The sequence below is a fragment of the Chryseolinea lacunae genome, from assembly GCF_016735595.1.
GTDB classification, from domain to species: Bacteria; Bacteroidota; Bacteroidia; order Cytophagales; family Cyclobacteriaceae; genus Chryseolinea; species Chryseolinea lacunae.
Genome location: NZ_JAERRB010000003.1, coordinates 415,770 through 440,598 on the forward strand (window position 1 = coordinate 415,770; position 24,829 = coordinate 440,598).

Consider the following 24,829-nt stretch of genomic DNA (forward strand, 5'->3'; position numbering starts at 1 on the left):
CCCTATTTGGAAAGATAGCGTTCGATCAAAACTTTCCGGTGATGCGTTTCATGACCCGAAATGATGTAGCCCAGGTTCAGCACCGACACTTCCTTGTCGCTGGCTTTGCCCTTGCGTTGCAGCATGTCGGGTGTGAAGGCGGCAAACAAGTCGATTGTGGTTTGGCGAAGCGTTTCCAATTCGCGCACCAGCTGCGCGAGTGTTCTGGAGTGTGCATTGGCTTCGGGTGCATAGGCATTTTCGTCGAAGCCGGGCAACGCCGTGCTGTCGTTGCGGGCAAACCGCAAGGCGCGGTAGGCAAAAATGCGCTCGGCGTCCTGCATGTGGCAAAGCATTTCTTTGATGGTCCATTTGCCCGGTGCATAGGCATAGGTTCCTTTTTCCTCCGGAAGCGATTTGATGAGGGCCAGGAACTCGCGATTGGAATCTTTCAACGCTTCCATCATGTCCTGGTCCTTCACGTTGTCGACGTAATGTTTAAAGGCCGCCGGAACAGCCTGGAGATCGGGTTTTGTCATACGTTCAAAAATAAGGAAGAATACAGATTTTTCACCGCCCCCGGTTGGGCAATGTCACCACGATGTGCGTGCCTTTGGCATATTCGCTGTCGATAGCAATGGTGCCGTTCAATTTTTCAACGGCTTGCTTCACAATATACATGCCCAAACCCGAGCCCTGCGAGCGATCGGTGGCCCGATAGAACATGTTGAAGATCTTGTTCATGTATTCGGGCTTTATGCCAATGCCGTTGTCGCGAAAATCGATGCGGGCCTGTGTGGCTGTCACCTCGATGCGGATTGAGAGGAAGCTCTGCACGTCGGGGTTAAAATATTTGTAGGCGTTAGAAATGATGTTGCTGAAAATCACCTTCACCCGCAGGGCGTCGCTTTTGAAGGGCACTTTGTTTTTCACCTGCACATCGGCGTGCACCGCGGCGAAGTTGTCGAGATATTCCAGCTCGCGCAAACTGTTCTGCACCAGCATTTGCAGGTCGATATATTCCGGGGCCACCTCCACCCGGTTCACGCGCGCATAGTCCAGCATGGAGCGGATAAATTCGTCGAGCTTTTTTATGCGCCCTTCAATTTTTGCAAGGTAGTTGTCGCGACTTTCCGGATCGCGGTCCAGGTGTGCCAGATTCACCAGGCCCATGATGGAGCTGAGGGGCGAACGCAGATCGTGCGACGTTTTGTACATCAACTGGTCCAGCTCAAAATTGCGCTCCGAAAGTTCTTCGAGTGTGGCCTTCAACTCTTCTTCCTGGGCCGCGAGCTGAAAATTTTGCTGCATCAGTTCTTCGTTCAGGCTTTTCATTTGCTCTTCGATGCGCTTGCGTTCTGTCACATTCCGGATAAAGAGGGCCACGCCGGTGATCCCTTTGTGTTCGTCGTAGATCGGGTTGTAGGTGGTTTCAAGAATGCTCATGTTCGGAATCTGGGTCTCGATAGAAAACTGTTTTCCTTTCATGGCCCGTGTGATCTCGCGTCGCGCAATTTTTGCCAGCTCGGGCGGCAGCACTTTCAGGATGTTGTCGCCTTCCTTCAGGTCTTTGTTGAAGAGTCGCTTAATCGAGTCGGCATGTGGGCGGTTAAACATGATATAGCGAAACTTCATGTCTACAGCCAGAATTCTGTCGGCCGTGCTTTCCATCACGGCGTGCAGGTTGGCGTTGATAGATTGAATGATGTGTTCGAATCGTTTACGCTCCGTTATCTCTTTCACAAAAACCGCCACCCCCTTCACCTGGTTGTTCTCGTCGCGAATGGGATTGTAGGTGGTTTGGATGTAGCCTTTGTATTTTGGGTATTGCAGGTAATGCTCCGACACAAAAATGTTTCCGTTCACGGCCTTCAGAATCTCTTCGTGTATCCACACACTGTCGGGCGAAGGCCGCAGCAGTTTCATCATGTCGTCGCCAGGTTTGATGGTGCAGCCATAGAGAAGCTTCATCACGCGTTTGTGATTTTCGTTGAACGTGATGTAGCGCAGCTTGGTGTCTACGGCATAGATCGATTCGCGTGTGCTTTCCATCACGCCGCGCAGGTTGGCATTGAGCTCGCTCATGCGTTCCTTCACCTCGTTCACGGCCGTGATGTCGGTTATGAAGCCAATGATGTAGGCCTCGCCCCGCTCGTTCACATAGCGCGACTTCACTGTCAGCAAATCGCGCACGCCCTCTTTGGCCGATGTGATGCGCTCCTGGTTCACAATGGTCTTGCCCGTTTTCAGCACGGCGTTGTCGATGTTCCAGAAAACTTTTGCTTCGGCGGCCGACAGGAAATCGCGATCGGTTTTGCCCGTCATTTCTTTTTTTGTACGGCCTATCAGGCGGCAAAACTGTTCGTTCATCATCACCCACCGATGGCGGTGATCTTTCACAAACAATGGTGCCGCCACGGTGTCGACGGTGTTCTTCAAAAAATTTCGCGACTCCAGCAGGTCGAGTTCCACTTTTTTCTCGCGCGTGATGTCGCGGATGCTGCCCACAAACTGGTCGTGTTTGCCTTCGTGTTTCAGCAGGCTTATGTTGAGAATGCCACAGAACTTGTCGCCGTTCTTCCGATGAAAAGTCATTTCCTTATCCTTCAACACCGAAACCTGCTCGAGCAGTTTGCGGCATTTGTTGTAGTCGTGTTTGGCCGGAAAGAGGTCCGAGAAATTTTTCTTCAGCAATTCGTTTGCCGATCGATAGCCCATCATTTTCACAAAGGCGTCGTTCACATAGATAAAGCGTGTGCCTAAAATGCCCATGAAAATTCCTTCCGACACATTCCGGTTAATGGTCTCCAGGAGCTCGCGACTCTGCTGCGCCGCTTCGTCTGCCTTCAGCTTTTCGGTGACGTCGCGAAAATTCGACACCACCCCTTTTATTTCGGGCAGGTGTGCAAAGTTGGTGAGGGTAGATTCCGACCAGAAGTAGTGGCCCTTCTTGTGGCGAATGCGTTGCAGAATGGTGATGCTCTTGCCCGGCTTTGGCAACAGTTTGTCGAATGCTTTTGCGGCGTCTACGGCATCGTGGGGATGAAGAAATGTTTTCCCGGATTTCCCCAGCAGTTCTGCCTCCTGGTAGCCAGCAATTTTTTTAACACCCGCCGAAGCAAACCTGATCCGGCCCTTCAGATCATAGATCACAATTCCCTCGTGGGCGTGTTCAATCAGTGCGCGAAAACTTTGAGCGTTCAGTTCGTGAGTTTGCTTTTGCTTCATGGGCACACTGCTGCTTAGAATTTTTCCGATTCAAGATAACAACCTCAGAGGATCCAAACTGCAAAACGCCACGCGTGAAAACAGGGCTTGCAGAATTCGGTCTGAATGTCTATCCCCTGCATCAACTCGTCACCCAACGGAAATAAAGTGACCCGCAGGTCAATCGTATGTATATGAAGTTAGTGATTTTTAGTTCTTCTCCGGCTTCTCTTCCACCTTTATGGTTTTGGGTTTCACAAAGCGGTGCAAGGCGGTGTTGCGGGCCAACGACCGCAGCATGTGTTTGCGTAAATAGCCTTCAACAGGCAGAATAAGAAAAGCCACAAGCACCTGCACAAGGAAATCTTTCACGGGGCTGGTCCGCGTTTCAAAGGTTTCGGAGATCGCCGTTTGAATAAACTGTATCAGCAAAATGATGGTGAGCAACGAAAGAATACGGCTGATGAACATGTAGCGCGAACTGAGCCGGAACGACAACAACACCAGCGAAGCAAACAACGCAAACTCCAGGGCATAGAACCATGGACGTTTCCAATAGGGCGGCAGCACTTCGAACGAAACCGGCGGGAGGTCTTTCACATTGCCAAAAATGTCTTTGGCCTGTGCTTGCAATCCATACTCGCCCGAGGGCAGATAGGGAAAGTTCACAATGTTGTAGCTATCCGACCACTCCGACCATTCTTTGTCAAGTCCCGATAGCTTATAGCGATACTCGATGGCTTTCGAAGCCAGATAGTCGGGCTGCACAATCTCGAATGTGATGGAGCTTTTTTGCTGATCGAACTGCGGTGAGCCGCTGCGCACTTGCTGCGCTTCGTTACGAATGGTTTTTAACAACAGCGGATAGCCCGCTTCGTAGGGTGTGAATTTTTCTCCAAAAAACTTATAGAGTTCATTGTTGCCCGTGATAACCCACAGGTTTTCCGAATTCGGATCGGCGCTGATAAAACGCAGGTCGTTGAACAAGTTCAACAGGCGCAAGTTGCTTTGGCCCGGATGTTGTCCAAACAAATTCCATCGGTGGGTGTCGCGAAACCAGATGTCGCTTTCGCTGGCAAAATATTGAATGGGCTTGGCCAGGGTGTCGATGTGCACAAAGGCTTTTTGCGCACGATCGTATCTGAAGAAACCTTGTGCGTTTATCACCACGGCGCTGTTGCCATGATAGAGGCCGGCCAACGCATCGAAATTGGGATTGCTCACGGCAATCGATTCAAGCGACAGAACCGTTTGATCGGCAATTTCCAAACGGTAGATTTTGTCTACACCACACAACCAGAACTCATGTTCCTTTCCTTTGAAAACAAAACTGATCGGCTCGTCCAATTCGTCGAGCATGTAGTTTTCTTCCCAGGTGCCTTGGTCTGTCAACGCCAGGGTGAGCAGCTGATCTTTGTAGGTAGAGATGAAGAGTATTTTTTCGCCCGCAGCGTGAAACACCGAACGCACCGGCTCCTCCACCAGGGCCTGCGCCTGCAAACCCCTGATTGCGTATGCCCCTCCTAAACCAGCGGCGATCAGCTGACCATCGGTTTCCACCAAACGGGTGATCTTGGCATCGATACCCGAAACTTTTTTGTAGGCATAATACGCACTCCGCAGCACGCGCTCCACTTTTTTGATGCGCTGGTATGCAGGCTTTAGCGTGGGGTTGCTTCCGTCTTTGGTCGGCTCAGGCTTTTTGTCAAATTCATCCGACGGTGGCGTTGTGGTTTCTGCGGGGGTCGACTCGGCTCGCTTGCGCTTCAGGAACCAAAGAATTCCTCTTCGTTTCGATTGTGCCTCAGCCGGTGCGGGCTTCGCATCTTCGGGCTTTGATTGGGTCTTTGCCGTAGAGGGGAGCAAGGGTTCCGTTTTCTTTGCGGGCTTTGCCGTTTTCACTTCTGCGTAGTCGTAGTGAACAATCTCTTCGTAGAGCTCCTCCTTCTCCAGCACATACAACCCCAGCGATGTGCCCACATAAACCTTGTCCTGAAAAGCACGGGCGCAAAGCAAATTACCTTCCAGGCCGGCATAGTGACTGAACGACCGAAAGGGCAGATAGGGCGACACGCGCGTGAACCCATATTCATGAGCCAGCCAAATGCTCTGGCTCTTGTCGTTCATCAGGGCAAACACTTCGTTGTCGGGCAGACCCGTATTGTAGTTTATGATTTCCTGTGTTTTACCGGTGGCCGCATGCACAAAAACCAAACCCCCGCGCAGCGTGCCCAACACAAACAAGTCGCGGTTCACCCAGGTGCCACTCACCATCACGTTGGCCGAAACATAGGGCTGGTCTTCCAGCACCATTTCGCGCAGGCGCAAATTCTCGCCACATAAATAGATCTTGTTGTTGGCCAGCCCCACCATATACATGTTTTGATAGGCACTTGTAAAAATAATGTCATCGTCGGCCTGGTTGAGCGACGCGGGCACCAGCTGATTTTTCTCCACCTTCCTGACACCTTGTTCGGTGTTGACGTAGATCATCCCAAAAATTTCTGACAGACCCGTGAACGCCCCGGTAGTTTCGCCAGCCTGCAACCGCACGGGCTTGTCGGCTTCTTTGTGCATAAACAATGCATCGTCGGCAAGGAAGTAGACTTTGTCTTTCACCACCAGGCACTGAAACACATCTTTCACGTCTGGCTTCGACCATGTTTTCAGTTGCAGAAATCCGTTGCCGTTGGCTTCCAGTTTGCCATAGCCTTCGGCACCTGCCCAAAACATTTCGCCGTGTTCGTTGATTTGCAAAGAGTAGATAGCGCCCTTGCCGGGAATCAGGTTCCAGTTTCGTCCGTCAAATTCCAGCACGCCGCTGCGGGTTGCAAAATACAGGAGGCCTTGTTCGTTTTGCACCATGGCAAAACAAACGTTGTCGTATCGCTTTTCGGAAGGAGAAAAGTGCGAAAGGAAATAGTTGCCGGTTTGTCCGTAGAGATTAAAAACACCGACAAGGAATACAGCCAAAAAAAGTTGACGCATGGGTTCAGGCTCCGTTCAAAATTAGCAAATGCATGGCCGCAAACCTAATAGAGGCTCTAGCTGATGCGACTCCAATTCAACGGGCTGGTGCGTCGCGATTCGATTTGTATTTTGATGGCGCTGTGTTCGGGCTTCACCAATTCCGGATCGTCTTTCAGCAAGGCAATGGCTTGTTCGCGCGCCTGCACCAGCAACGCGCCGTCTTTGCCCAGGTCGGCTATCAGCAAATCCAGCACGCCGCTTTGCTGTGTGCCCATCAGGTCGCCGGGGCCTCGCAGTTTCAAATCGGTTTCGGCAATGTCGAACCCGTTGTTGGTTCTCACCATGGTTTCCAATCGCGTTTTCGAATCGGCGCTCAGCTTGAAGTCGGTCATCAAAATACAATACGACTGCTCCGCGCCCCGCCCCACCCGACCGCGCAGCTGGTGCAATTGTGAGAGTCCAAAACGTTCGGCATTTTCGATCACCATCACCGAGGCGTTTGGCACATCCACGCCCACTTCAATGACGGTGGTGGCAATCATCATTTTTGTTTCGCCCTTGGCAAAGCGCTTCATTTCGTAGTCTTTGGCTTCGGGTTTCATCTTGCCGTGCAGAATGCTGATCGGGTAGTCGGGAAAGGCGCGGGTCACACTTTCGTAGCCATCCATCAAATGCTTCAGGTCAAGCTTTTCCGATTCGTCGATGAGGGGATATACAATATAGATCTGCCGGCCAAGTTGCACCTGGTCTCTCAAAAACTGGTTCACCTGCAGCCGGTGCGAATCGAACCGGTGCATCGTCTTGATGGGCTTGCGGCCCGCCGGCAGTTCGTCTATCACCGAAACGTCCAGGTCGCCATACAACGTCATGGCCAGTGTACGCGGAATGGGGGTGGCCGTCATCACCAGCACGTGTGGATAGACCGAGGCGTTTTTCTGCCACAGCTTCGAACGCTGGGCCACCCCAAACCGGTGTTGCTCGTCAACGATAGAGAGCCCAAGATTCTTGAACTGCACTTCTTCCTCCAACAGGGCATGGGTGCCAATCAAAATGTTCATGGCCCCGCTTTGAAGGGCTTCGTGTATTTTTTTTCGTTCGGGTTTTTTAGTGGAGCCCGTCAGCAATGCAATGGAGATGTCCATCATGTCGGCATACCGCTTCAGACTTTTGTAGTGCTGTTGTGCCAGAATTTCTGTGGGTGCCATCAGGGCACATTGGGCGCCGGCGCTCACGGCAATGAGCATGCAGATGAAACCTACAATGGTTTTGCCACTGCCCACGTCGCCTTGCAACAACCGGTTCATTTGCAGACCCGACTTCAGGTCGGCATAGATTTCTTTGATAACTTTCTTTTGCGCGTTGGTGAGCGGAAAGGGCAAGTGGTCGTGATAAAAACGTGTGAGCAAAGAAGCATCCTGAAAAATCTGGCCTCTCATTTTTTCCTGGCGGATCAGCTTCATCTTCAGCAGACGGAGCTGTATGTAGAAGAGTTCTTCAAACTTCAACCGGTGCTGCGCGCTGGCAAGCGCTTCGTGGCTTGTTGGAAAGTGAATGTTGAGCAGGGCATCTTTCTTCGAAACAAGACTATTGTTTGTTAGGATGCTCTTGGGAAGCGTTTCGCGAATTCTGTTCTCCGACAACGTGAGAAGCTGGTGCATGATGCGCGCAAGTGTTTTGCTGTCGATCTTTCTTGTTCTTAATTTTTCGGAGAGCGGATATACTGGATGAAGAAAGCCACCCTTCTCATTGTTTTCAGTTAGGGGTTCCACTTCCGGGTGCGCAATGCTGAAGGTGCTGCCAAAGCGCGCAGGTTTGCCAAAAGCAACATAGTCGGCTCCAGGCTTCAACTTGTCGGCAATCCAGTTGATGCCCTGAAACCACACAAGCTCCATCTCTCCGCTATCGTCTGCAAAGTGCGCTACGAGCCTTTTCTTGAAACCCGTGCCCACCAACTCCTTACTTTTGATCTTACCTTTGACCTGCACAAAGGGCATCTCTTCATTCAACTCGCGAATGGCATAGAACCGGGTGCGGTCTTCATAGCGAAATGGATAGTGTTGTATGAGATCGGCATACGTAAAAATCTTGAGCTCCTTGCTCAGCATAGCCGCACGCTGTGGACCCACTCCCTTCAGAAATTCGATCGACGTCTCAAAATACCCGGTCATGGACAGTAATGTGTCATTGGACAAAAATTAAAAATATAATGCGTTGTCACATGCCAATGCTAAATTTTTTCTGTATTAAATTTGCACCGCGATTAAACTACAGGTTACTAAACTTGTTTAAGTGTTATTCAGATCCGTGCAGCCCATGAAAGTTAAGTCGACAGTATACAAGGGAATAGAGTACGTGCAAGTGAGCGCGCTACCAAAAGACCAGATGGAAAAGCTCTTGCAAACCATCAACCGCGAATTGTTTATCAAGATCCTCATCGACGATAAACTGGTGAGTAACTGTATCCAGTTCAAAGACTACGAAACCTGGTTCGATCACGTCTATGGTTTGGAGGTCATTCCAGCTAGAAAAACCAAAAAGGAAAAAGATCGCGAAGTAGAGTCGGTAGACCGCTAAGCCATCACTCCCAAATGCCGGCATCCGGCAACACTTCCAGAATATTGCCTTCCCAATCGTTGAAATAGAACGACTCCCGTCCACTGCTCCACACGACGCGGTCGATAATGGCAATGCCTTTACTTTCTATTTCAGCCTTCACATCCGCATAGTCGGCCATCGCCACTTCGAACGCGAAATGCTGTTTGCCCTCTGCATAGTGCGGCGGTGGACTGGTTTTGGTTTTCGAATCGTCGGGATCAAAACACAGCAGCACCGAACTGCCTGCCCGGAAGAAAATGTGTTTTCCCTCCACATAGCTGATCACCGGCAAAGCCAGTAGCCCATGATAGAATGCCTTTGCTTTCTCGAGGTCATGAACATACAGACACGTTTCTTTGATTTTGCTGAACTTCATGCGCACATTGATTTTTTCAAAGCACAGTATTCGTCCCAAACATCTTTAACGATTTCGGCTGCGCTCTCAATCTTGTTTAAGGCGGCCGACACCTGGCCAATCTCCAGTTCACCTTCGTCGAGGTCGCCCTCAAAAATGCCGTGACGCGAACGTCGCTTTCCCAACAAATCATCCAGCGTTTCTTTCGACGCTCCCTTCAATTCAGCCTCCTGCACTTGCTGATAGAATTTATTTTTGATGAGCCTTACAGGTGTTAGCTGCTTCAGGGTAACAATCGTGTCGCCTTCGCCAGCGTCGAGAATTCGTTGTTTAAAATTTTCGTGTGCCGACGACTCCGTGCTCACGGCAAAGCGGCTTCCAATCTGCGAACCTTCCGCACCCAGAATTTCAGCGGCCAGCATGGTTCGCCCCGAAGCAATGCCGCCCGCCGCCAACAGTGGAATTGAGATGGCTTCGCGCACCATGGGAATGAGCACCAGCGTGGTGGTTTCTTCGCGACCGTTGTGGCCGCCTGCCTCAAAGCCTTCGGCCACCACCGCGTCAACACCCGCCTGCTGCGCCTTGCGCGCAAACTTCACGCTCGACACCACGTGCACGACGATGATGCCCCGCTCTTTCAAAAAACTTGTCCACAACGACGGGTTGCCCGCCGACGTGAACACGATCTTCACCTGCTCCTCCACCAGAATGGCCATGATCTTGTCCATCTCCGGATAGAGCAAGGGAACGTTAACGCCAAATGGCCGGTCCGTTGCCACCTTGCATTTCCGGATGTGCTCGCGCAACACTTCGGGGTGCATAGAGCCCGCGCCAAGAATTCCGAGCCCGCCGGCCTGGCTCACCGCCGACGCGAGCCGCCAGCCACTGCACCAAACCATACCAGCCTGAATAATGGGGTATTGAATGTTGAAAAGTTGGGAAACGCGGTTCGGTTGGTCCTTCATAATTTGGCTAAAAATGGGTGTTCCAATACATTTTTTTTTCTAGGCATCTGAATATCTGAAATTTAGAAATTATGCCACTTCCAACACTTGCTTTTTTGGTCGATTTAAGTTGTCCACAAAGAATTGATTAATAAAAGGTCATGTATGTATTTGATAGTCACGTAATTAATGCATAATAATCAGGTAATGTGGATAAGTGTCTTTTTTTGTGGACATCTTTTTGTCACTATTTTGATTCTTTCTAAGTCCTTGAATCCTAACGTTTTTGTCTATTTTCCCCTCGAAATCTTACGCGGGTTTCTGAAAAGAATTTCCACGTTTTTGAAAACTACCTGATCAAATTTCAGTTCATACAGATCATGCGAATACTAACCTTCCTCGTTTTGTTTTTGGCTTCACAAACAACGGCTTGGAGCCAGACCCAGGTCATTAAAATTGACAAGCTCGAAGCCCTCATCAACGCCCCGTCAGATAAAGTGCAGATCATAAACTTTTGGGCAACATGGTGCGCGCCTTGCGTAAAGGAACTTCCCCTCCTTGAAAAATTGAATGCCGACAACGCCGATGTGAACGTAACGCTCATCAACCTCGACTTTGCCGACAAGCTCGAGAAGGTGAACGCCTTCGTGGCCCGCAAAAACATGAAGGCCACCGTGCTGCTCCTGGACGAAATCGATTATAATTCGTGGATCGACAAAGTGGACAAAGGCTGGGGTGGTGCCATTCCGGCCACACTAATCATCAACCCGAAAAACGGTCATCGAAAATTTCTGGACAAAGAGCTTCACGATGGCGATCTTGAAAAGCTAATAGCAGAAGTGAAACAATAAAACATCATCTCTATGAAAACGAAAATCAAATTCCTGGCCGTTGTGATCGGCGCAGCGTTTCTGTTCGTTTCCGCCACGTCCTCGTATCAGCTTGGCGATTCCGTTTCGGACTTCAGCCTCAAGAATGTGGATGGCAAAATGGTGGCGTTGTCTGATTTCAAAAGTGCCAAAGGCGCCATCGTCATTTTCGATTGCAACACGTGTCCCTATTCGCGCGCCTATAACGACCGCATCGTTGGCCTGAATAAAAAATTCGCTTCGCAAGGTTTTCCCGTCATCGCCATCAATCCTAACGATCCTCAGCAATCGCCAGGCGATTCTTTCGAGGAGATGGCTGCGCAGGCAAAAAGCAAACACTACGATTTTCCCTATCTCGTAGATGCGTCGCAAGAAGTAGCCAAAGCCTTTGGTGCCTCCAACACACCGCACGTGTTTGTCTTGAAGAAAGAAGGCAACGAATTTAAGGTAGCCTACATCGGCACCATCGACAACAACACACGCGACGCGTCGGCCGCCAGCAAAAAATATGTTGAAGATGCCGTCAACGCCCTGCTGCAAAACAAGCCCGTGCCCACCGCCAAAACAAAGGCGATCGGCTGCGGCATCAAGTGGAAAAATTCCTGATCGTTCGTCTCCAGGTCATACCTGAAAATAGTTCATGCCCGGAGGTGAAATAACTTCTGTTTCTTTTTCGTGCACACAAACGATGGCACGGACCTTGCAATTACAAGGGAAACAGAACTACTACCATGAACAGGTTGACTTTAGTGCTCTTGCTCGCCTCGGCCTTGCCGGCGCTGGCATACGATTCGGGTATTGCCGTTCAGTCAGAGAAGGGAACCACCATGCAGGTGTATGTGAACGGAAAACTCTACAACAAACAACCCGGAAAATTTGTACGCGTTCGAAGCACTCCCGGACTTTTTCACCTGGAAGTGAAAGTGCTCAATCCCTGGAACAAACAATGGTATATCGTGCGCAAAGACATTCGCGTCGACAAGGGCTATGAGTTTCAATACAGAGTGGTATTCGTGAACCGCACCAGACCGGAGCTCCGAAAAGTGAATCAGTATCCGGTCTACTCGCGATACTTTCTCAATCCAAGTCTTTACAATAAGCACCCCGTCACATAGGGGTGCTTTTTTTTGTTTCTATATTTTCCTGGAACGACTTATCAACGCAACAACCAACGCAATGATGAGGATGGTGGTGAACGAGGGCCAATGAAATCCGAACGGCCAGTGCCAACCAAATGCCCAGCCAAACAGTGCGCCAAGCATTCCGAAAATTGCGCCGAAAATTCCGCCAATGATGCCGAACACGGCACCAAACAAGCCCACAATCACGCCGAAGAGCGCGCCGGCAATTCCAATCCAGATTGGAAAGGTGAACACAAACAACAACACGATCAAAACGGTGGTGAGGCCTCGGCTTTGCATAGGTTTTAGATTTTTACACTACCCATACCAAAAATGATGCAACATCGGCGAACCTTTGCATACTGCTCATTTAAGCCTTTTTCAATTTTTTGATGCCCGCGATTTGTTGAAAAATGAACAGCCTGTTTTACAAATGTGAACAACCCCAAAAAGCAAAAAGCCCCGGAAACATCCAGGGCTTTGTTCGTTCCACACAGCTGCTTCAGATTAAAGCATATTTACTAAAAAGGATATTCGCCTTTCTCGATCACGTGGTTTGCTACTTTTCTTCGAGCCTCTTTCAGGTTGTAGGGATCGATCTTGGTGAACCGCTTCAGGCCCATCAGCATCAGGCGTTGTTCGTCGCCGTCGGCAAACGCGTTGATCGCCTGGCGTCCGCACGATGCCGCTTTCTCTATGGCATAGTGCAGGTAGATGATGGCCATCTCTTTTTGAATTTCGCTGGCCGCCTCTCCTTTCAAGCCGATCAGTTTCTCTACGCGCAGCAAGGTCGACTCGGCCACGTAAGCTTCGATGAGCATGTCGGCAAGGTTCATCAGCACTTCCTGTTCGTCAGAAAGTTTCATCATGAATTTCTGAACGGCGGCGCCCGCCACCATCAGGCCGGCCTTCTTCAGGTTGGCCAGCGCTTTCTTTTCTTTCACAAACAATCCTTCTTCTTCGGCAGCGCCAAAATCGGGAATGGCCAACAGTTCTTTTTGCACCGCCATGGCCGGCGACATCAGGTCGATCGATCCTTTCATGGCACGCTTCATTAGCATGTCGATGGTGAGCATGCGGTTGATTTCGTTTGTTCCTTCAAAGATGCGGTTGATGCGTGCATCGCGATAGGCACGGTCCATTGGCCCTTCGGCCGAGAAGCCCATGCCGCCATAAATCTGCACACCTTCATCAACCACAAAGTCCAAAACTTCGGAGCCGTGCACTTTCAGAATGGCGCACTCAATGGCAAATTCTTCCAGCGACTTCAGTTTGGCTTTTGCCGGATCAAGTCCCTCGGCCACCAGCGCGTTGTAGGTGTCGTCTATGTTCTGGCCGGCGCGATAACAGGCCGATTCGCTCACAAAAACCTTTGTCACCATTTCAGCAATTTTGTGTTTGATGGCACCGAAGTTTGCGATCGATGTTCCAAACTGCTTGCGCTCTTTCGCATAGTTCACCGCCGTCGAAATGGTTTTTTTGCTTCCGCCCACGGCAGCCACACCCAACTTGATGCGGCCCACGTTCAGGATGTTCACGGCAATCTTGAAACCGTTCTCACGCTCCGACAGCAGATTTTCAACCGGCACTTTGCAGTCGTTGAAAAAGATCTGGCGAGTAGACGATCCCTTGATGCCCATCTTGTGCTCCTCCTCGTTCATGGTGATTCCACCAAACGCTTTCTCTACGATGAAGGCCGTCAGATTTTTGTCGTTGTCTATTTTGGCAAACACAATGTAGATGTCGGCAAAACCGCCGTTGGTGATCCACATTTTTTGTCCGTTGATGATGTAGTGTTTTCCATCACTGCTCAACACGGCTTTTGTCTTGCCCGAGTTGGCGTCAGAACCGGAGTCGGGTTCTGTCAAACAGTAGGCCGCTTTATATTCGCCCGTGGCCAGCTTTGGCAGATATTTTTGTTTCTGCGCTTCGTTTCCATAATACACAATGGGCAATGTGCCGATGCCCGTATGTGCCGAAAGTGCCACCGCCACCGAGTGGCCGCCGCCAATCACTTCGGCCACCAACATGGTCGTGTTAAAGTCCATGCCGAAGCCGCCATATTCGGTGGGCACCGAAGTTCCCAGCAAACCCAGCTCGCCGGCTTTGTCGAGCAGCGACGGCATGAGCTTCGGATCTTTCATCGAGTCGATTTCGTCCAGGCGATTGTCCACCTCCTTGGCCAGGAAATCTTTGCACTGCTGCTGAATCATTCGTTGCTCCTCGTTATACTCTTCGGGGATGAAGATTTCCTGCGCCTTTGATTCGCGGATGAGGAATTCGCCTCCTTTGATGGCGTGTTTTGTTTCCGTGATGGTAGCCATAATAACTTTCTTTTAAATAGTTGATTTCATTGAGAATACTTTCAGTTCAGCATTTCATAAATGCCGGCAACACCCTGGCCGCCGCCAACGCAGGCCGTTACCAAACCATACTTTCCTTTTCGGCGTTCCAGTTCTTTCAACAACGTGAGTGAAAGTCGGCCGCCCGAACTTCCCAGCGGATGGCCGAGGGCAATAGCCCCACCGTTAACATTCACTTTGGTGGGATCGAGTTTCAACTCGCGCATCACCGCCAGCGACTGTGCGGCAAAGGCTTCGTTCAATTCAATGAGGTCGATGTCCTGCAGTTTCAGACCGGCGCGCTCAAGCGCTTTCGGCACCGCGGCCACGGGACCAATGCCCATGATGCGCGGATCAACACCCGCCACCGCATAGCTCACCATGCGCGCAATGGGTTTCAGGTTCAGCTGCTTCACCAGTTTCTCAGACATCACCACGGCAAAGGCAGCACCGTCGTTTGTGGGCGACGAGTTTCCGGCTGTGACGGAACCGCCCAACGCAAAAACCGGTTTCAATTTTCCGAGCACCTCCACGGTTGTTTCGGGACGCGGACCTTCGTCGGTGTCTACAACCGCTTCCCTGGTGCGCTTCTTTCCTGATTCGTCGACAAAAATTTCCTTTGTGGTGATGGGGTGTATTTCGTCTTTAAATTTTCCGTCTTTCTGTGCCTGAATGGCCTTCATGTGCGACTCAAAAGCAAAGCGGTCCTGGTCTTCGCGCGAGATCTTGTATTGCTTCGCGATCTCCTCGGCCGTGAGGCCCATGCTGGTGTAGTAGGTGGGATGATCTTTCGCAATGGTGTAGTTGAGGGCTGTCTTCCAACCCATCACCGGCACCAGCGACATCGATTCGGCACCACCGGCAATGATGCAATCGGCCATGCCTGCCTGGATTTTTGCCGACGCGATGTGGATGGCTTCCACGCCCGATCCGCAGTAGCGGTTAATCACCATGCCGGCGTTGTCTATGCCCAGTGCGGTGAGGGCTATCATTCTTCCCATCTGCATGCCTTGCTCCGCTTCCTGCACAGCATTGCCCACGATGAGATCGTCGACCATTTTATTTTCCAGACCCGGCACCGATTGGACCAGCGCTTTGATGAGGTCTGTTGCAAAGTCGTCCGGGCGTGTGAAACGAAGTCCTCCTTTTTTCGCGCGGGTGTTTGCAGTTCGTTTTGCGGCTACGATATAGGCGTCCATAATTAATTTCTTAAAGGTTTTCCTCCCGTTAAAATTGATTGAATTCTTTCCAGTGTTTTCTTTTCGCCCGTGAGCGACACAAAGGCTTCGCGCTCCAGGTCGAGCAGGTATTGTTCGCTCACTTCCTGTGGCGATGTGAGGTCGCCGCCGCACATCACGTTGGCAATCTTCAAGGCTATTTTCTGATCGTGGTCCGAAATGAAGTTGCCCATGCGCATGCCTTGCACACCCGCCATGAACAACGCCATGCCTGCACGCCCCTGAACTTTTATGTTCTTGGCCGGTGTCGGCATGGTGTAGCCCGCGTCGAACAATTCGAGCGCCGCGGCTTTGCCATCCAGAAGCTGGCGGTCTTTGTTCACCGATATTCTGTCTTTGGTTCGCAGCACACCCATTTCGCGAGCCTCTTCGGCCGAGAGGGCGACTTTGGCGGTGGCTATGTTCATGAACGCATTTTGCAAGGCATTCAATTCCACATCGCCGTCTTCCAGTGCATCGCTCACGCGCTTTGTAAATTCTTTTGTTCCGCCGCCGCCGGGAATGAGCCCAACGCCAACTTCCACCAGGCCGATGTAGGTTTCGGCTGCAGCTTGGGCAATGTCGGCGTGCATGGTCATTTCGCAACCGCCTCCGAGCGTGCGACCCTGCGGACAAACTACAACTGGCACAGACGAATAGCGAATGCGCATCACCGAATTTTGAAACTGACGAACCATGAAGTCGATCTCGTCATACTCCTGCTCGATGGCATACATGAACACAAGACCCAGGTTTGCGCCAAGCGAAAAGTCTGCGCCCTGGTGTCCAATCACCAGTCCTTTATAATCTTTTTCGGCGAGGTCGATGGCTTTGTTCAGGCCCTCAATCACTGAGCTGCCCAACGTATAGCTTTTGCTGTGCCATGCAAAGTTGATCACGCCGTCGCCGAGGTCGGTCACTTTCGATTCGGCGTTTTTCCAGATCACATTGTCTTTCAGGTTTTCGAGAATGATAAATTCTTCTTTGCCTGGAATAACTTTATAAGACTTAGTGGGGATGTCATAGTATTTGCGTTGCCCGCCTTCCACTTTGTAGAACGACTTGTTGCCGGCGGCCAGCATTTCGGTGACCCATGGATTGGGTTTGAAACCTGCGGTGGCCATTTCCTGAACGGCTTTTTCAACACCCACGGCGTCCCACGTTTCGAAGGGGCCAAGCTCCCAGCCAAAACCTGCGCAAACGGCGTCATCGATTTTGTAGAGCTCGTCGGCGATTTCCGGAATGCGGTTCGATGCATACTGAAACAGTCCGTAGAACGAGTCGCGATAAAAATCGCCGGCTTTGTCTTTGCCCGCCAGCAACACCTTGAAACGATCTTTCAGGTTGTCGATGGTCTTCGTGGTTTCGAGCGTCGCGAATTTTGCTTTCGCTTTGGTTTTGTATTCGAGGGTTTTCAGATCGAGTGTGAGAATCTCGGTTTCGCCCTTCGCGTTTTTTGTTTTCTTATAAAAGCCTTGCGCCGTTTTGTCGCCGAGCCATTTGTTCTGTTCCATTTTCAGCACCACGTCGGGTAGCTTGAAATACTGGCGGCCTTCGTCGTTGGGCAAACCATTGTAGAGGTTGCTGCTCACTTTAATCAGCGTGTCGAGACCCACAAGGTCGGATGTGCGAAACGTTGCTGACTTCGGTCGCCCAATGACAGGGCCGGTGAGTTTGTCTACCTCGTCGATGTTGAGGTCGAGCTTGTTCATGGAGTCTACAACTTTCATGATGGCAAACACACCCACGCGGTTGGCGATGAAGGCCGGCGTGTCTTTGCAAAGCACAGTGGTCTTTCCCAAAAACAGGTCGCCGTAGTGCATCAGGAATTTTGTGATCTCCGGATCGGTGTGCGACGTGGGAATGATCTCCAGCAGCTTCAGATAGCGGGGCGGGTTGAAGAAGTGCGTTCCGCAGAAATGTTTTTTGAAATCGTCGCTTCTTCCTTCAGCCATCAGGTGAATGGGAATGCCCGATGTGTTGGATGTGATGAGCGTTCCCGGCTTGCGATATTTCTCCACCTCTTCATACATCTTCTTTTTGATGTCGAGGTTTTCGACTACAACTTCGATGGTCCAGTCGTAGTCTTTAATTTTAGCGAGGTCGTCGGTGAAGTTTCCGAGTGTTACGCGCGAAGCAAATTTCTTGCTGTAGAGCGGACCGGGATTTGATTTCACCGAGCGGTCGAACGACGACTGTACAATCCGGTTTTTCACGGCCTTGCTGTCGAGCGCGAGGCCTTTCGCTTTTTCTTCGTCCGTAAGTTCTTTCGGAGCCATGTCGAGCAGCAGCACCTGGCAACCGATGTTGGCGAAGTGACACGCGATGGCCGATCCCATAACGCCCGAGCCGAGCACAGCAACTTTGCGAATTGATCGTTTCATGTTAGCTATTTCTTATTTTCAGATGGTTGAAATTTAAACTCTACCGTTGGTTCGCTGATGTTATTTTATATTAAACTTTTTGCAGCTCTGCCATGCCGCTGGCAGCCAGCTGATTGATTTCATTCATCACTTCAAAAAAGACTTTGAGTTTTGTTTCCGACACCACTTCGCGGACGCGGTTGTTGAATAGCAGCACCGTTGCACGCGACACTTCCTTTTTCTTTTTGCCGAGATCGGTCAGAAAAATTCTCACCGACCGTTTGTCGAGCGGATCGGGCTCGCGGTAGATGAACTTCTTTTCCTCCATGGTTTTTAGCATGCGGGTGAGGCTTCTGGCTTCCAGTCCCATGAGCGGCGCAATCTTGGTGGCGGGGGTGCCCTGATCGGAATGGATATTTAAAAGTACGAATCCGATAGATGTTGTAATATCGTGCTTGCTGGCCTGCTGATTATACATTCTGGAGATGGCGTGCCAGGCTGCTTTGATGTTATGATCTACGGTTTCTTCTTTCCGCATACGATTTCGTGAAGTGGAAACGAAGGTAATAAAATTTGTTATGCATGCATACTATTCCATAAAAATGTTTGCATACGGCCTCACAACACATTTCAAGCATTTCCGGCCTTTGCGACCCGTTGAGGGCCGTTTTTTCGGGCTTTCCGCTTCCGCCCATCCTATATCGTCTTGCCATTCAACAGGATAGTGGGAAATTGCTTTGTGAGAATTTTACTTATCCTGCTTTTTTGCCTTCTGAACGTGGCCCTATGGGCACAAAAGAAAAACGAGGCCTATCAACTCAACCTGCACCGGGCCACAGGCCCCATAAAAATCGACGGTCTGCCTGACGCCGCCTGGAACGACGCTGCCGTGGCTTCCGACTTTTATATGGTGCTGCCCATGGACACCAGCTTTGCACGCGTGAAAACGGAAGTGCGCATGGTCTACGACAACGAACACCTCTATCTCCTCGCCACGTGCTATCACCTGCTGCCCGGCCGCTATTTTGTGGAGTCACTCCGGCGTGATTTCACGTTTGGCAAAAACGACAACTTCCTGCTCTTCATGGACACCTTCGACGACCAGACCAACGGTTTTTCGTTTGGCGCCAACGCCGCCGGAGCCCAGTGGGACGGCATCATGTATGAGGGCGGCAAAGTGGATTTGAGCTGGGACAACAAATGGACTTCGGCCGTGACCAAGGACGATGAGAAGTGGGTGTTTGAAGCGGCCATTCCCTTCAAGTCGATCCGCTACAAAAAAGGTATCACGCGGTGGGGCATTAACTTTAGCCGGCTCGATTTGAAGACGACCGAAAAATCGGCGTGGGCACCGGTGCCGCGACAGTTTCCCACGGCTTCGCTCGCCTACTCCGGCACGCTGGTGTGGGACGAACCGCCGCCACAAGTGGGCCCCAACATTTCGCTGATTCCCTACGCCCTTGGTGGCGGGTCGCGAAATTTTACCGACAACACGCCCACCACCTACAAAAAAGAAATTGGGATGGACGCCAAAGTGGCTGTCACTTCCTCGCTCAATCTGGACCTGACGGTGAACCCGGATTTTTCGCAAGTTGACGTGGACCGCCAAGTGACCAACCTCGACCGATATGAATTGTTCTTTCCCGAACGGCGACAATTTTTTCTAGAGAACGGCGACTTGTTTGCCAACTTCGGCTATGCCAACATCCGTCCATTTTTTTCGCGGCGCATTGGTCTCAACGTTCCCATTCAGTATGGCGCGCGTTTCAGCGGCAAGCTCGACAAGAACTGGCGCATCGGTGCCATGGATATGCAAACGGCCGAAGTGGAATCGTCGCACTTGCCGCGACAAAATTTTGCTGTCATGGCCTTGCAGCGTCGTGTGTTTTCGCGCTCCAACATCGGGGTTATCTTCATCAACAAATCTTCGCTGAACTATCAACCTTCCGACGATCCAGCCATTCCGGTGTATAGCCAATACAACCGAAACCTTGGTTTGGAATACAACCTCGCTTCGTCGAACAATGTGTGGACCGGCAAAACTTTATTTCTCAAATCGTTTAGTCCCGACAAATCGAAAAAAGATTTCACACACGCGGCCAATCTCCAGTTCTCGACGCGACGTGTTCTTTTGAATTGGCAACATGAATATGTGGGCGAAAACTACAATGCCGAAGTGGGCTACGTGCCTCGAAAAAATTATCTGAAGATCAATCCGCAGGCCGGTTATTTATTTTTTCCGAAAGGCAAAGTGGTGTTGAGTCACGGGCCGAAAATTACGTCGACCTATTTTTTCAACAGCGACTTCAAGCAGACCGACAATGAAAGCGTGCTCTCCTACACCATCACCTTCCGCAAACAAAGTGTGCTCACGGGTTGGGCCGCACATGACTATGTGAAATTGTTGTTGCCCTTCGATCCAACAAATTCCGGAATGGATTCGCTGGCCGTCGGCACCGACCATTCGTGGAATGCATTCGGTACAGATTTCACATCGATGCCGCAGAGCATTTTCACGTATGCATTCTCCACACGCTTTGGTGGCTACTATGCCAGCGGCACACGCCTGAACCTGAGCGGCGAAGTGGGTGTTCGGTTTCAACCTTTCGTGAGCCTCACCGTCACGGCCAACTACAACGACATTCGGTTGCCCGAACCGTGGGGAAACAAAACATTCTGGCTGGTGGGCCCCCGTCTGGATTTGACGATGACCAACAAATTGTTCTTCACAGCCTTTGCCCAATATAACGAGCAACAAAAAAATGTGAACCTCAACACGCGTGTGCAATGGCGCTACAAGCCGGCGTCGGATTTGTTCATTGTGTATACCGACAACTACTTCCCCGAAAATTTTGCCGTGAAAACCCGGGCGCTTGTGGTGAAGCTCACCTATTGGTGGAACATTTAACGTTTCAAAGTTTGTGAACCAAGCGCAGACCCTGTTGTTTAGTTTTGCGAAAGATTTTTTATGAAAGAAATCAAAGAGCTTCAAAACGGTTTTGCCAAACCCGGGCGGGTGGTTTTCATCAGCGTGCGTCCCAAGCGACGGGAGCCTGTGAAAGTGCTTGCCGAAGTTTCCGCCATTGAAGCGCGCGGCCTGGAGGGCGACCGATACAAAAATTCAGGCGGGCGACAAGTCACGTTCATTCAAGCCGAGCACCTTGCTGCCATTGCTTCATTTTTGGGAAAACCAGAAGTTCAACCCCAACTCACGCGACGAAACATTGTGGTGGAAGGAATTAACCTGGCGGCCTTGAAAGGAAAACAGTTTTCTATCGGCGACGCTGTGTTCGAATATTCGGGCGAGTGTCATCCGTGTTCGCGCATGGAAGAAAATCTTGGCGAAGGTGGCTACAACGCCATGCGGGGTTTGGGCGGCATCACGGCGAAAATTGTGAAGAGCGGAAGTTTCAAAGTCGGCGATGCCGTTACTGCGCTTTGATTATTTATTGACGCAAAAACTTTTCATAGAACCACAGCGATTGCTGAAAACTCTCCAGGCTCACGCGTTCGTCTATTCCATGAAAACCGATTGGGTCAATCATTGGACTGAACTTGATAATGTTTGTTGACACATCGCCGAAAAAGCGAGAGTCTGTGGCGCCAATCATCAGGAATGGTGTGGCTACGGTTTCGGGAAAAGTTTTCTTCACTGTTTCCTGCACATGTTGATAGCCAAAGCCTTCTTCGGGAGAGGTGGCCGATGCCTCGTTCAGAAACTCAGTTGACATGGTTATGCTCACACGGTCGTCGTTGATTATTTTTTTCAGTTCGGCAATCACTTTATCGGAGGTGTCGCCCTGCAGCAATCTCAGATTCACGGTGGCCGACACCTTTGTGGGAACAACGTTGTCTTTCATGCCGGCATTAAATATGGTGGGCACCACGGTTGTTCTCACCACGGCATTTCCGGCGGCACTCTTTTCATAGATGCCAATCACCACACTTTTGAACATCCACATGTTTGCAAAAATCAGTTTCTCCGGATAGGGCATCTCTGGCCCAACGTGACTCATGAACCCCACGGTGGCCGGCGCGAAGTTTGGCGGAAATGGATGTTGACGGATGTTCACCACGGCCTTTGCCAAAATGTCGAGCGCTGTTTCTTGTTCTGGCATCGAAGAGTGGCCGCCATTTTTTTCAACGGTCAGCAACAACGACAAGTATCCTTTTTCGGCAGTGCCGATCAGCGCCACGGGTTTGAGCATGCCCGGCACTTTGTTACGCGTCACAATGCCGCCTTCGTCGAGCACCATTTCGGCCGAGATGTTTCGTTGCGCCAAAAGTTTGGCAATTGTTTTCGCGCCCGAACCGCCGCGCTCCTCGTCGTGACCCAACGCCAAGATGACTGTGCGCTCCGGTTGAAAATTTTCTTTGGTCAACTTCTCGATCGTTTCGAAAATTGAGATCACGTTTATTTTATTGTCCGTCGAACCGCGGCCCCACACACATCCATCTTTCACTTCGCCGGCAAACGGATCAACCGTCCAGCTGCTCTTCGACGCTTCTTCGATTGGCACAACGTCCTGGTGTGCCAGCATCACAATGGGTTTCAGTTTCTCGTTTTTCCCTTTCCAGGTATAAAGCAAACTGTAGTTTTTCACGAGCTCGCGTTCAAGATGCGCGTGCGCTGTGGGATAGGTCTTTTGTAAAAATCTTTGGAATCCGAAAAATTGCGCCGTGTCCAACAACGCCGAGTCGGTGAACGAAATTGTTTTGAAGCGAATGGCTTCCTGAAAATGCTGAATGGCTTCGGGGTCAACGGCCGGAGCAGGCAAGGCAGCAATGGCGGGCTGGCGAGAGTTGAATGTGAAGGCGTTGAAAAACAGGATGGCCAACAGGATAACCAAGAGAGCCAAAAGAATCAGCAAACCGCGTTTTATCATTCGCCTAAGATATAAAAAATTGAAATTGAAATCGGACGCAGGTGCCTGTCGGAATTTTTAGAACTGCGGCGCCTGTTCCTGGCCATTAAAATCTCCACGCAACAACCTGTATCGCTTCCGGGCCTCGGCCGCAAAAACACTTCCCGGATATTTCGACAAAAAGTCGCGATAGATCTCCATGGCCTTGTCTTTGTTTTTCAATTGGCGCTCGTAGATTTCGCCTTGTAAAAAATAGGCATCGTCGGCCAGGATGTCGTCACCATAGTCATCGATAATTTTTTGAAGGAGGGCCAACGATAAGTCGAACTCTCCGCGCTGCATCCGGATGTTTGCCTCAAGCCAATACACATCGTCGAGAATGGTTTGATTGGAAAACGACACGCCGCTTGCGGAAGTACCTTGTTTGAGATATTCGATTTTTTTTAAGGCGTCGTTTGTTTTGTTTTGATACAGCAAAAGTTCGACCGAGGCATATTGCTTGAGCGCTTCACCCGTGCTGTCGACGGAAACATTTTCTTTTATTCGCATGCTCAGGTCCAGGGCGTCGTTCGAAATTTCGCGCGTGGTGGCTTGCTTCAAAATGTCGAGGTGTTCCTGGGCCAGGCGGAAGTCGCCTTTGTAGTAGGAGAGTTTTGCGTTTCGCAGTTTTGCCTCATAGCCCACAGGATTTTCTTTTTGCGTTTTTTCAACCTGAGAATAGAGCAACGAGGATTCCCATGGCTCACCCATCAACATATAAATATCACCCAAATCCAATTTTGCTTTCGACTTCAGGTAGAGCGTGGCTTTTGGATTTGCGATCAGTTTATTGAGAATTTGAACGGCCGAATCTTTTTGGTCGAGATAGTTTGCAAACAACAGCGCTTCACTTTTCGATGCCTCGAGCGAATTTACGTTGTCGGGATATTGGCGGATAAAGTTTTTATAGTCGGCGATCAATATTTTCACCGAGTCGTTTTTCACCGGGTAGGTATTTTTTACGCGCGCCTCCCGGGTTCGGATCAGTCCGAGGCGCGCGAGCAAATAATTTTGGGTGCCTTGATATTCGCGGATCAGGTACCGATAAATTTTTAGCGCGGTGTCATAGTCTTCGTTGTCGAGCGCCACCCGGGCCACTTCCATACATTTTTCGCCGTCGCGTTTGTAGCGTTTGTCGTAGGCCCGGGCCTGGATGAAAGAGGCGTAGAAATTTTTCTGTTGCATCGTCACCCAAATGAGCAGGTCGGCATAAACTTCAACGTCGGGATATTGCTGCACTTTGTCGTATAAAAGTCGTTCGAGACTTTCAAGTTCTTCGGGCCGGGTCAGCAACGCCTGCATCACATTTTTCACATATTGAATGTTGCCCGAATTTTGCGTCACATAGTTCAGGTATTCCTGCACCATTTTGTCCTGGCTTCCTTTGATGCGATAGAGCATGGCAAGCTCCAGGCAAAAGAGCGACGGATTTCCCAACGATGCCCGGCTCTCCGTCAAAGCCACAATGCCGTAGTCGGCCAGCGAGTGCGACATAAAGTAATCCGACATCATTTTGATGCGTTGAACATTCGCTTTGTTCTCCGAAATAAGCTCCTTGAAATATTTGTCGGCCTTGGGCAGATCGCCGGCGCGCACATAGGTTAATCCCACATCCAGTTTATACTGCAAATTGAGCGGATCGCGCTTCGTTACTTTTTTTAAAAAATTTTGCGCCTCTTCATAATTGCCCAAATCCAGCAGCACATTGATATAGCTATTATAAATAAACGGCGTGTTCACATCGGCTTTGGCCAGGTCGCGATAAAGCTCGAGCGCCTTTTTTTTATCGCCCTTCAATAAGTATTCGTTGGCCAGCTGGATGTCGTCCTGGTTTTGAGCGAACGCCGAAACCGAGGCAAAAAGGAGAAAAAGAGTTATCCGGATAAAGTGGGTCTTTATTAAAATAATATAGTTTATATATATATAGGTATTATTAACCATGTTCAAATGTGTATAACCTTCT

The 24,829-nt window shown here is 50.4% G+C and carries 19 protein-coding genes; 6 read left to right on the forward strand and 13 right to left on the reverse strand.

Annotated elements, in window-relative coordinates; genetic code table 11:
• Window positions 1-2: 2 nt before the first annotated feature.
• From JI741_RS10980 to recG, 4 genes are all read right to left on the reverse strand, one after another.
• The gene (locus tag JI741_RS10980; RefSeq protein WP_202009188.1) at window positions 3-518 is read right to left on the reverse strand and encodes a DinB family protein; all 516 of its coding nucleotides are present in this window, start codon (window positions 516-518) and stop codon (window positions 3-5) included.
• A 31-nt stretch (window positions 519-549) separates the two neighbouring features.
• The gene (locus JI741_RS10985; protein WP_202009190.1) at window positions 550-3,207 is read right to left on the reverse strand and encodes a PAS domain-containing sensor histidine kinase; all 2,658 of its coding nucleotides are present in this window, start codon (window positions 3,205-3,207) and stop codon (window positions 550-552) included.
• A 189-nt stretch (window positions 3,208-3,396) separates the two neighbouring features.
• On the reverse strand, window positions 3,397-6,174 hold the full coding sequence (locus JI741_RS10990) for a triple tyrosine motif-containing protein (RefSeq protein ID WP_202009192.1): 2,778 nt from the start codon (window positions 6,172-6,174) through the stop codon (window positions 3,397-3,399).
• A gap of 56 nt (window positions 6,175-6,230) precedes the next feature.
• The gene (gene recG, locus JI741_RS10995; RefSeq protein WP_202009194.1) at window positions 6,231-8,324 is read right to left on the reverse strand and encodes an ATP-dependent DNA helicase RecG; all 2,094 of its coding nucleotides are present in this window, start codon (window positions 8,322-8,324) and stop codon (window positions 6,231-6,233) included.
• Between the two features lie 145 nt (window positions 8,325-8,469).
• On the opposite strand from recG, the gene JI741_RS11000 reads away from it, so the two are divergent.
• Complete coding sequence (locus JI741_RS11000; protein WP_202009196.1) at window positions 8,470-8,730, forward strand: hypothetical protein; 261 nt, start codon at window positions 8,470-8,472, stop codon at window positions 8,728-8,730.
• A 4-nt stretch (window positions 8,731-8,734) separates the two neighbouring features.
• Here the strand turns inward: JI741_RS11000 and JI741_RS11005 are convergent, their stop codons facing one another.
• Both JI741_RS11005 and JI741_RS11010 read right to left on the reverse strand, forming a co-directional pair.
• The gene (locus tag JI741_RS11005; RefSeq protein WP_202009204.1) at window positions 8,735-9,127 is read right to left on the reverse strand and encodes a VOC family protein; all 393 of its coding nucleotides are present in this window, start codon (window positions 9,125-9,127) and stop codon (window positions 8,735-8,737) included.
• Window positions 9,124-10,071, reverse strand: a complete 948-nt coding sequence (locus JI741_RS11010) for an NAD(P)H-dependent flavin oxidoreductase (protein ID WP_202009214.1) — start codon at window positions 10,069-10,071, stop codon at window positions 9,124-9,126. The genes JI741_RS11005 and JI741_RS11010 overlap by 4 nt, the downstream gene beginning before the upstream one ends.
• A gap of 389 nt (window positions 10,072-10,460) precedes the next feature.
• Here JI741_RS11010 and JI741_RS11015 point away from each other — a divergent pair, with 389 nt between their 5' ends.
• The 3 genes from JI741_RS11015 to JI741_RS11025 all read left to right on the forward strand — a co-directional run bounded on the left by JI741_RS11015 (window position 10,461) and on the right by JI741_RS11025 (window position 12,034).
• Window positions 10,461-10,901 (forward strand): TlpA family protein disulfide reductase, encoded by a 441-nt coding sequence (locus JI741_RS11015; RefSeq protein ID WP_236675999.1) that lies wholly within the window; start codon window positions 10,461-10,463, stop codon window positions 10,899-10,901.
• 12 nt (window positions 10,902-10,913) lie between these two features.
• Window positions 10,914-11,525 carry a thioredoxin family protein gene (locus tag JI741_RS11020; protein WP_202009218.1) on the forward strand — a complete coding sequence of 204 codons (612 nt, stop codon included), beginning with the start codon at window positions 10,914-10,916 and terminating at the stop codon, window positions 11,523-11,525.
• Window positions 11,526-11,650: 125 nt separating this feature from the next.
• Window positions 11,651-12,034 carry a hypothetical protein gene (locus tag JI741_RS11025; protein WP_202009220.1) on the forward strand — a complete coding sequence of 128 codons (384 nt, stop codon included), beginning with the start codon at window positions 11,651-11,653 and terminating at the stop codon, window positions 12,032-12,034.
• A gap of 18 nt (window positions 12,035-12,052) precedes the next feature.
• Here JI741_RS11025 and JI741_RS11030 read toward each other — a convergent pair whose 3' ends face one another.
• The 5 genes from JI741_RS11030 to JI741_RS11050 form a co-directional block, all read right to left on the reverse strand.
• On the reverse strand, window positions 12,053-12,340 hold the full coding sequence (locus JI741_RS11030; protein WP_202009222.1) for a hypothetical protein: 288 nt from the start codon (window positions 12,338-12,340) through the stop codon (window positions 12,053-12,055).
• 221 nt (window positions 12,341-12,561) lie between these two features.
• A complete protein-coding gene (locus JI741_RS11035) occupies window positions 12,562-14,364 on the reverse strand; it encodes an acyl-CoA dehydrogenase FadE (protein ID WP_202009230.1) in 1,803 nt (600 codons plus the stop codon).
• A 41-nt stretch (window positions 14,365-14,405) separates the two neighbouring features.
• Window positions 14,406-15,581 (reverse strand): thiolase family protein, encoded by a 1,176-nt coding sequence (locus JI741_RS11040; RefSeq protein ID WP_202009232.1) that lies wholly within the window; start codon window positions 15,579-15,581, stop codon window positions 14,406-14,408.
• A gap of 2 nt (window positions 15,582-15,583) precedes the next feature.
• A complete protein-coding gene (locus JI741_RS11045) occupies window positions 15,584-17,983 on the reverse strand; it encodes a 3-hydroxyacyl-CoA dehydrogenase/enoyl-CoA hydratase family protein (protein WP_202009234.1) in 2,400 nt (799 codons plus the stop codon).
• Between the two features lie 70 nt (window positions 17,984-18,053).
• Entirely contained in the window at window positions 18,054-18,500 is a 447-nt protein-coding gene (locus tag JI741_RS11050) for a MarR family winged helix-turn-helix transcriptional regulator (protein ID WP_202009236.1), read from the reverse strand.
• A gap of 201 nt (window positions 18,501-18,701) precedes the next feature.
• On the opposite strand from JI741_RS11050, the gene JI741_RS11055 reads away from it, so the two are divergent.
• Together JI741_RS11055 and JI741_RS11060 are read left to right on the forward strand one after the other, a co-directional pair.
• Entirely contained in the window at window positions 18,702-20,870 is a 2,169-nt protein-coding gene (locus tag JI741_RS11055; protein ID WP_202009238.1) for a carbohydrate binding family 9 domain-containing protein, read from the forward strand.
• Between the two features lie 60 nt (window positions 20,871-20,930).
• Window positions 20,931-21,404, forward strand: a complete 474-nt coding sequence (locus JI741_RS11060; RefSeq protein WP_202009240.1) for an MOSC domain-containing protein — start codon at window positions 20,931-20,933, stop codon at window positions 21,402-21,404.
• 4 nt (window positions 21,405-21,408) lie between these two features.
• Here JI741_RS11060 and JI741_RS11065 read toward each other — a convergent pair whose 3' ends face one another.
• Both JI741_RS11065 and JI741_RS11070 read right to left on the reverse strand, forming a co-directional pair.
• On the reverse strand, window positions 21,409-22,848 hold the full coding sequence (locus tag JI741_RS11065; protein ID WP_202009242.1) for a M20 family peptidase: 1,440 nt from the start codon (window positions 22,846-22,848) through the stop codon (window positions 21,409-21,411).
• 57 nt (window positions 22,849-22,905) lie between these two features.
• On the reverse strand, window positions 22,906-24,807 hold the full coding sequence (locus JI741_RS11070; RefSeq protein WP_202009244.1) for a tetratricopeptide repeat protein: 1,902 nt from the start codon (window positions 24,805-24,807) through the stop codon (window positions 22,906-22,908).
• Between the last annotated feature and the right edge of the window lie 22 nt (window positions 24,808-24,829).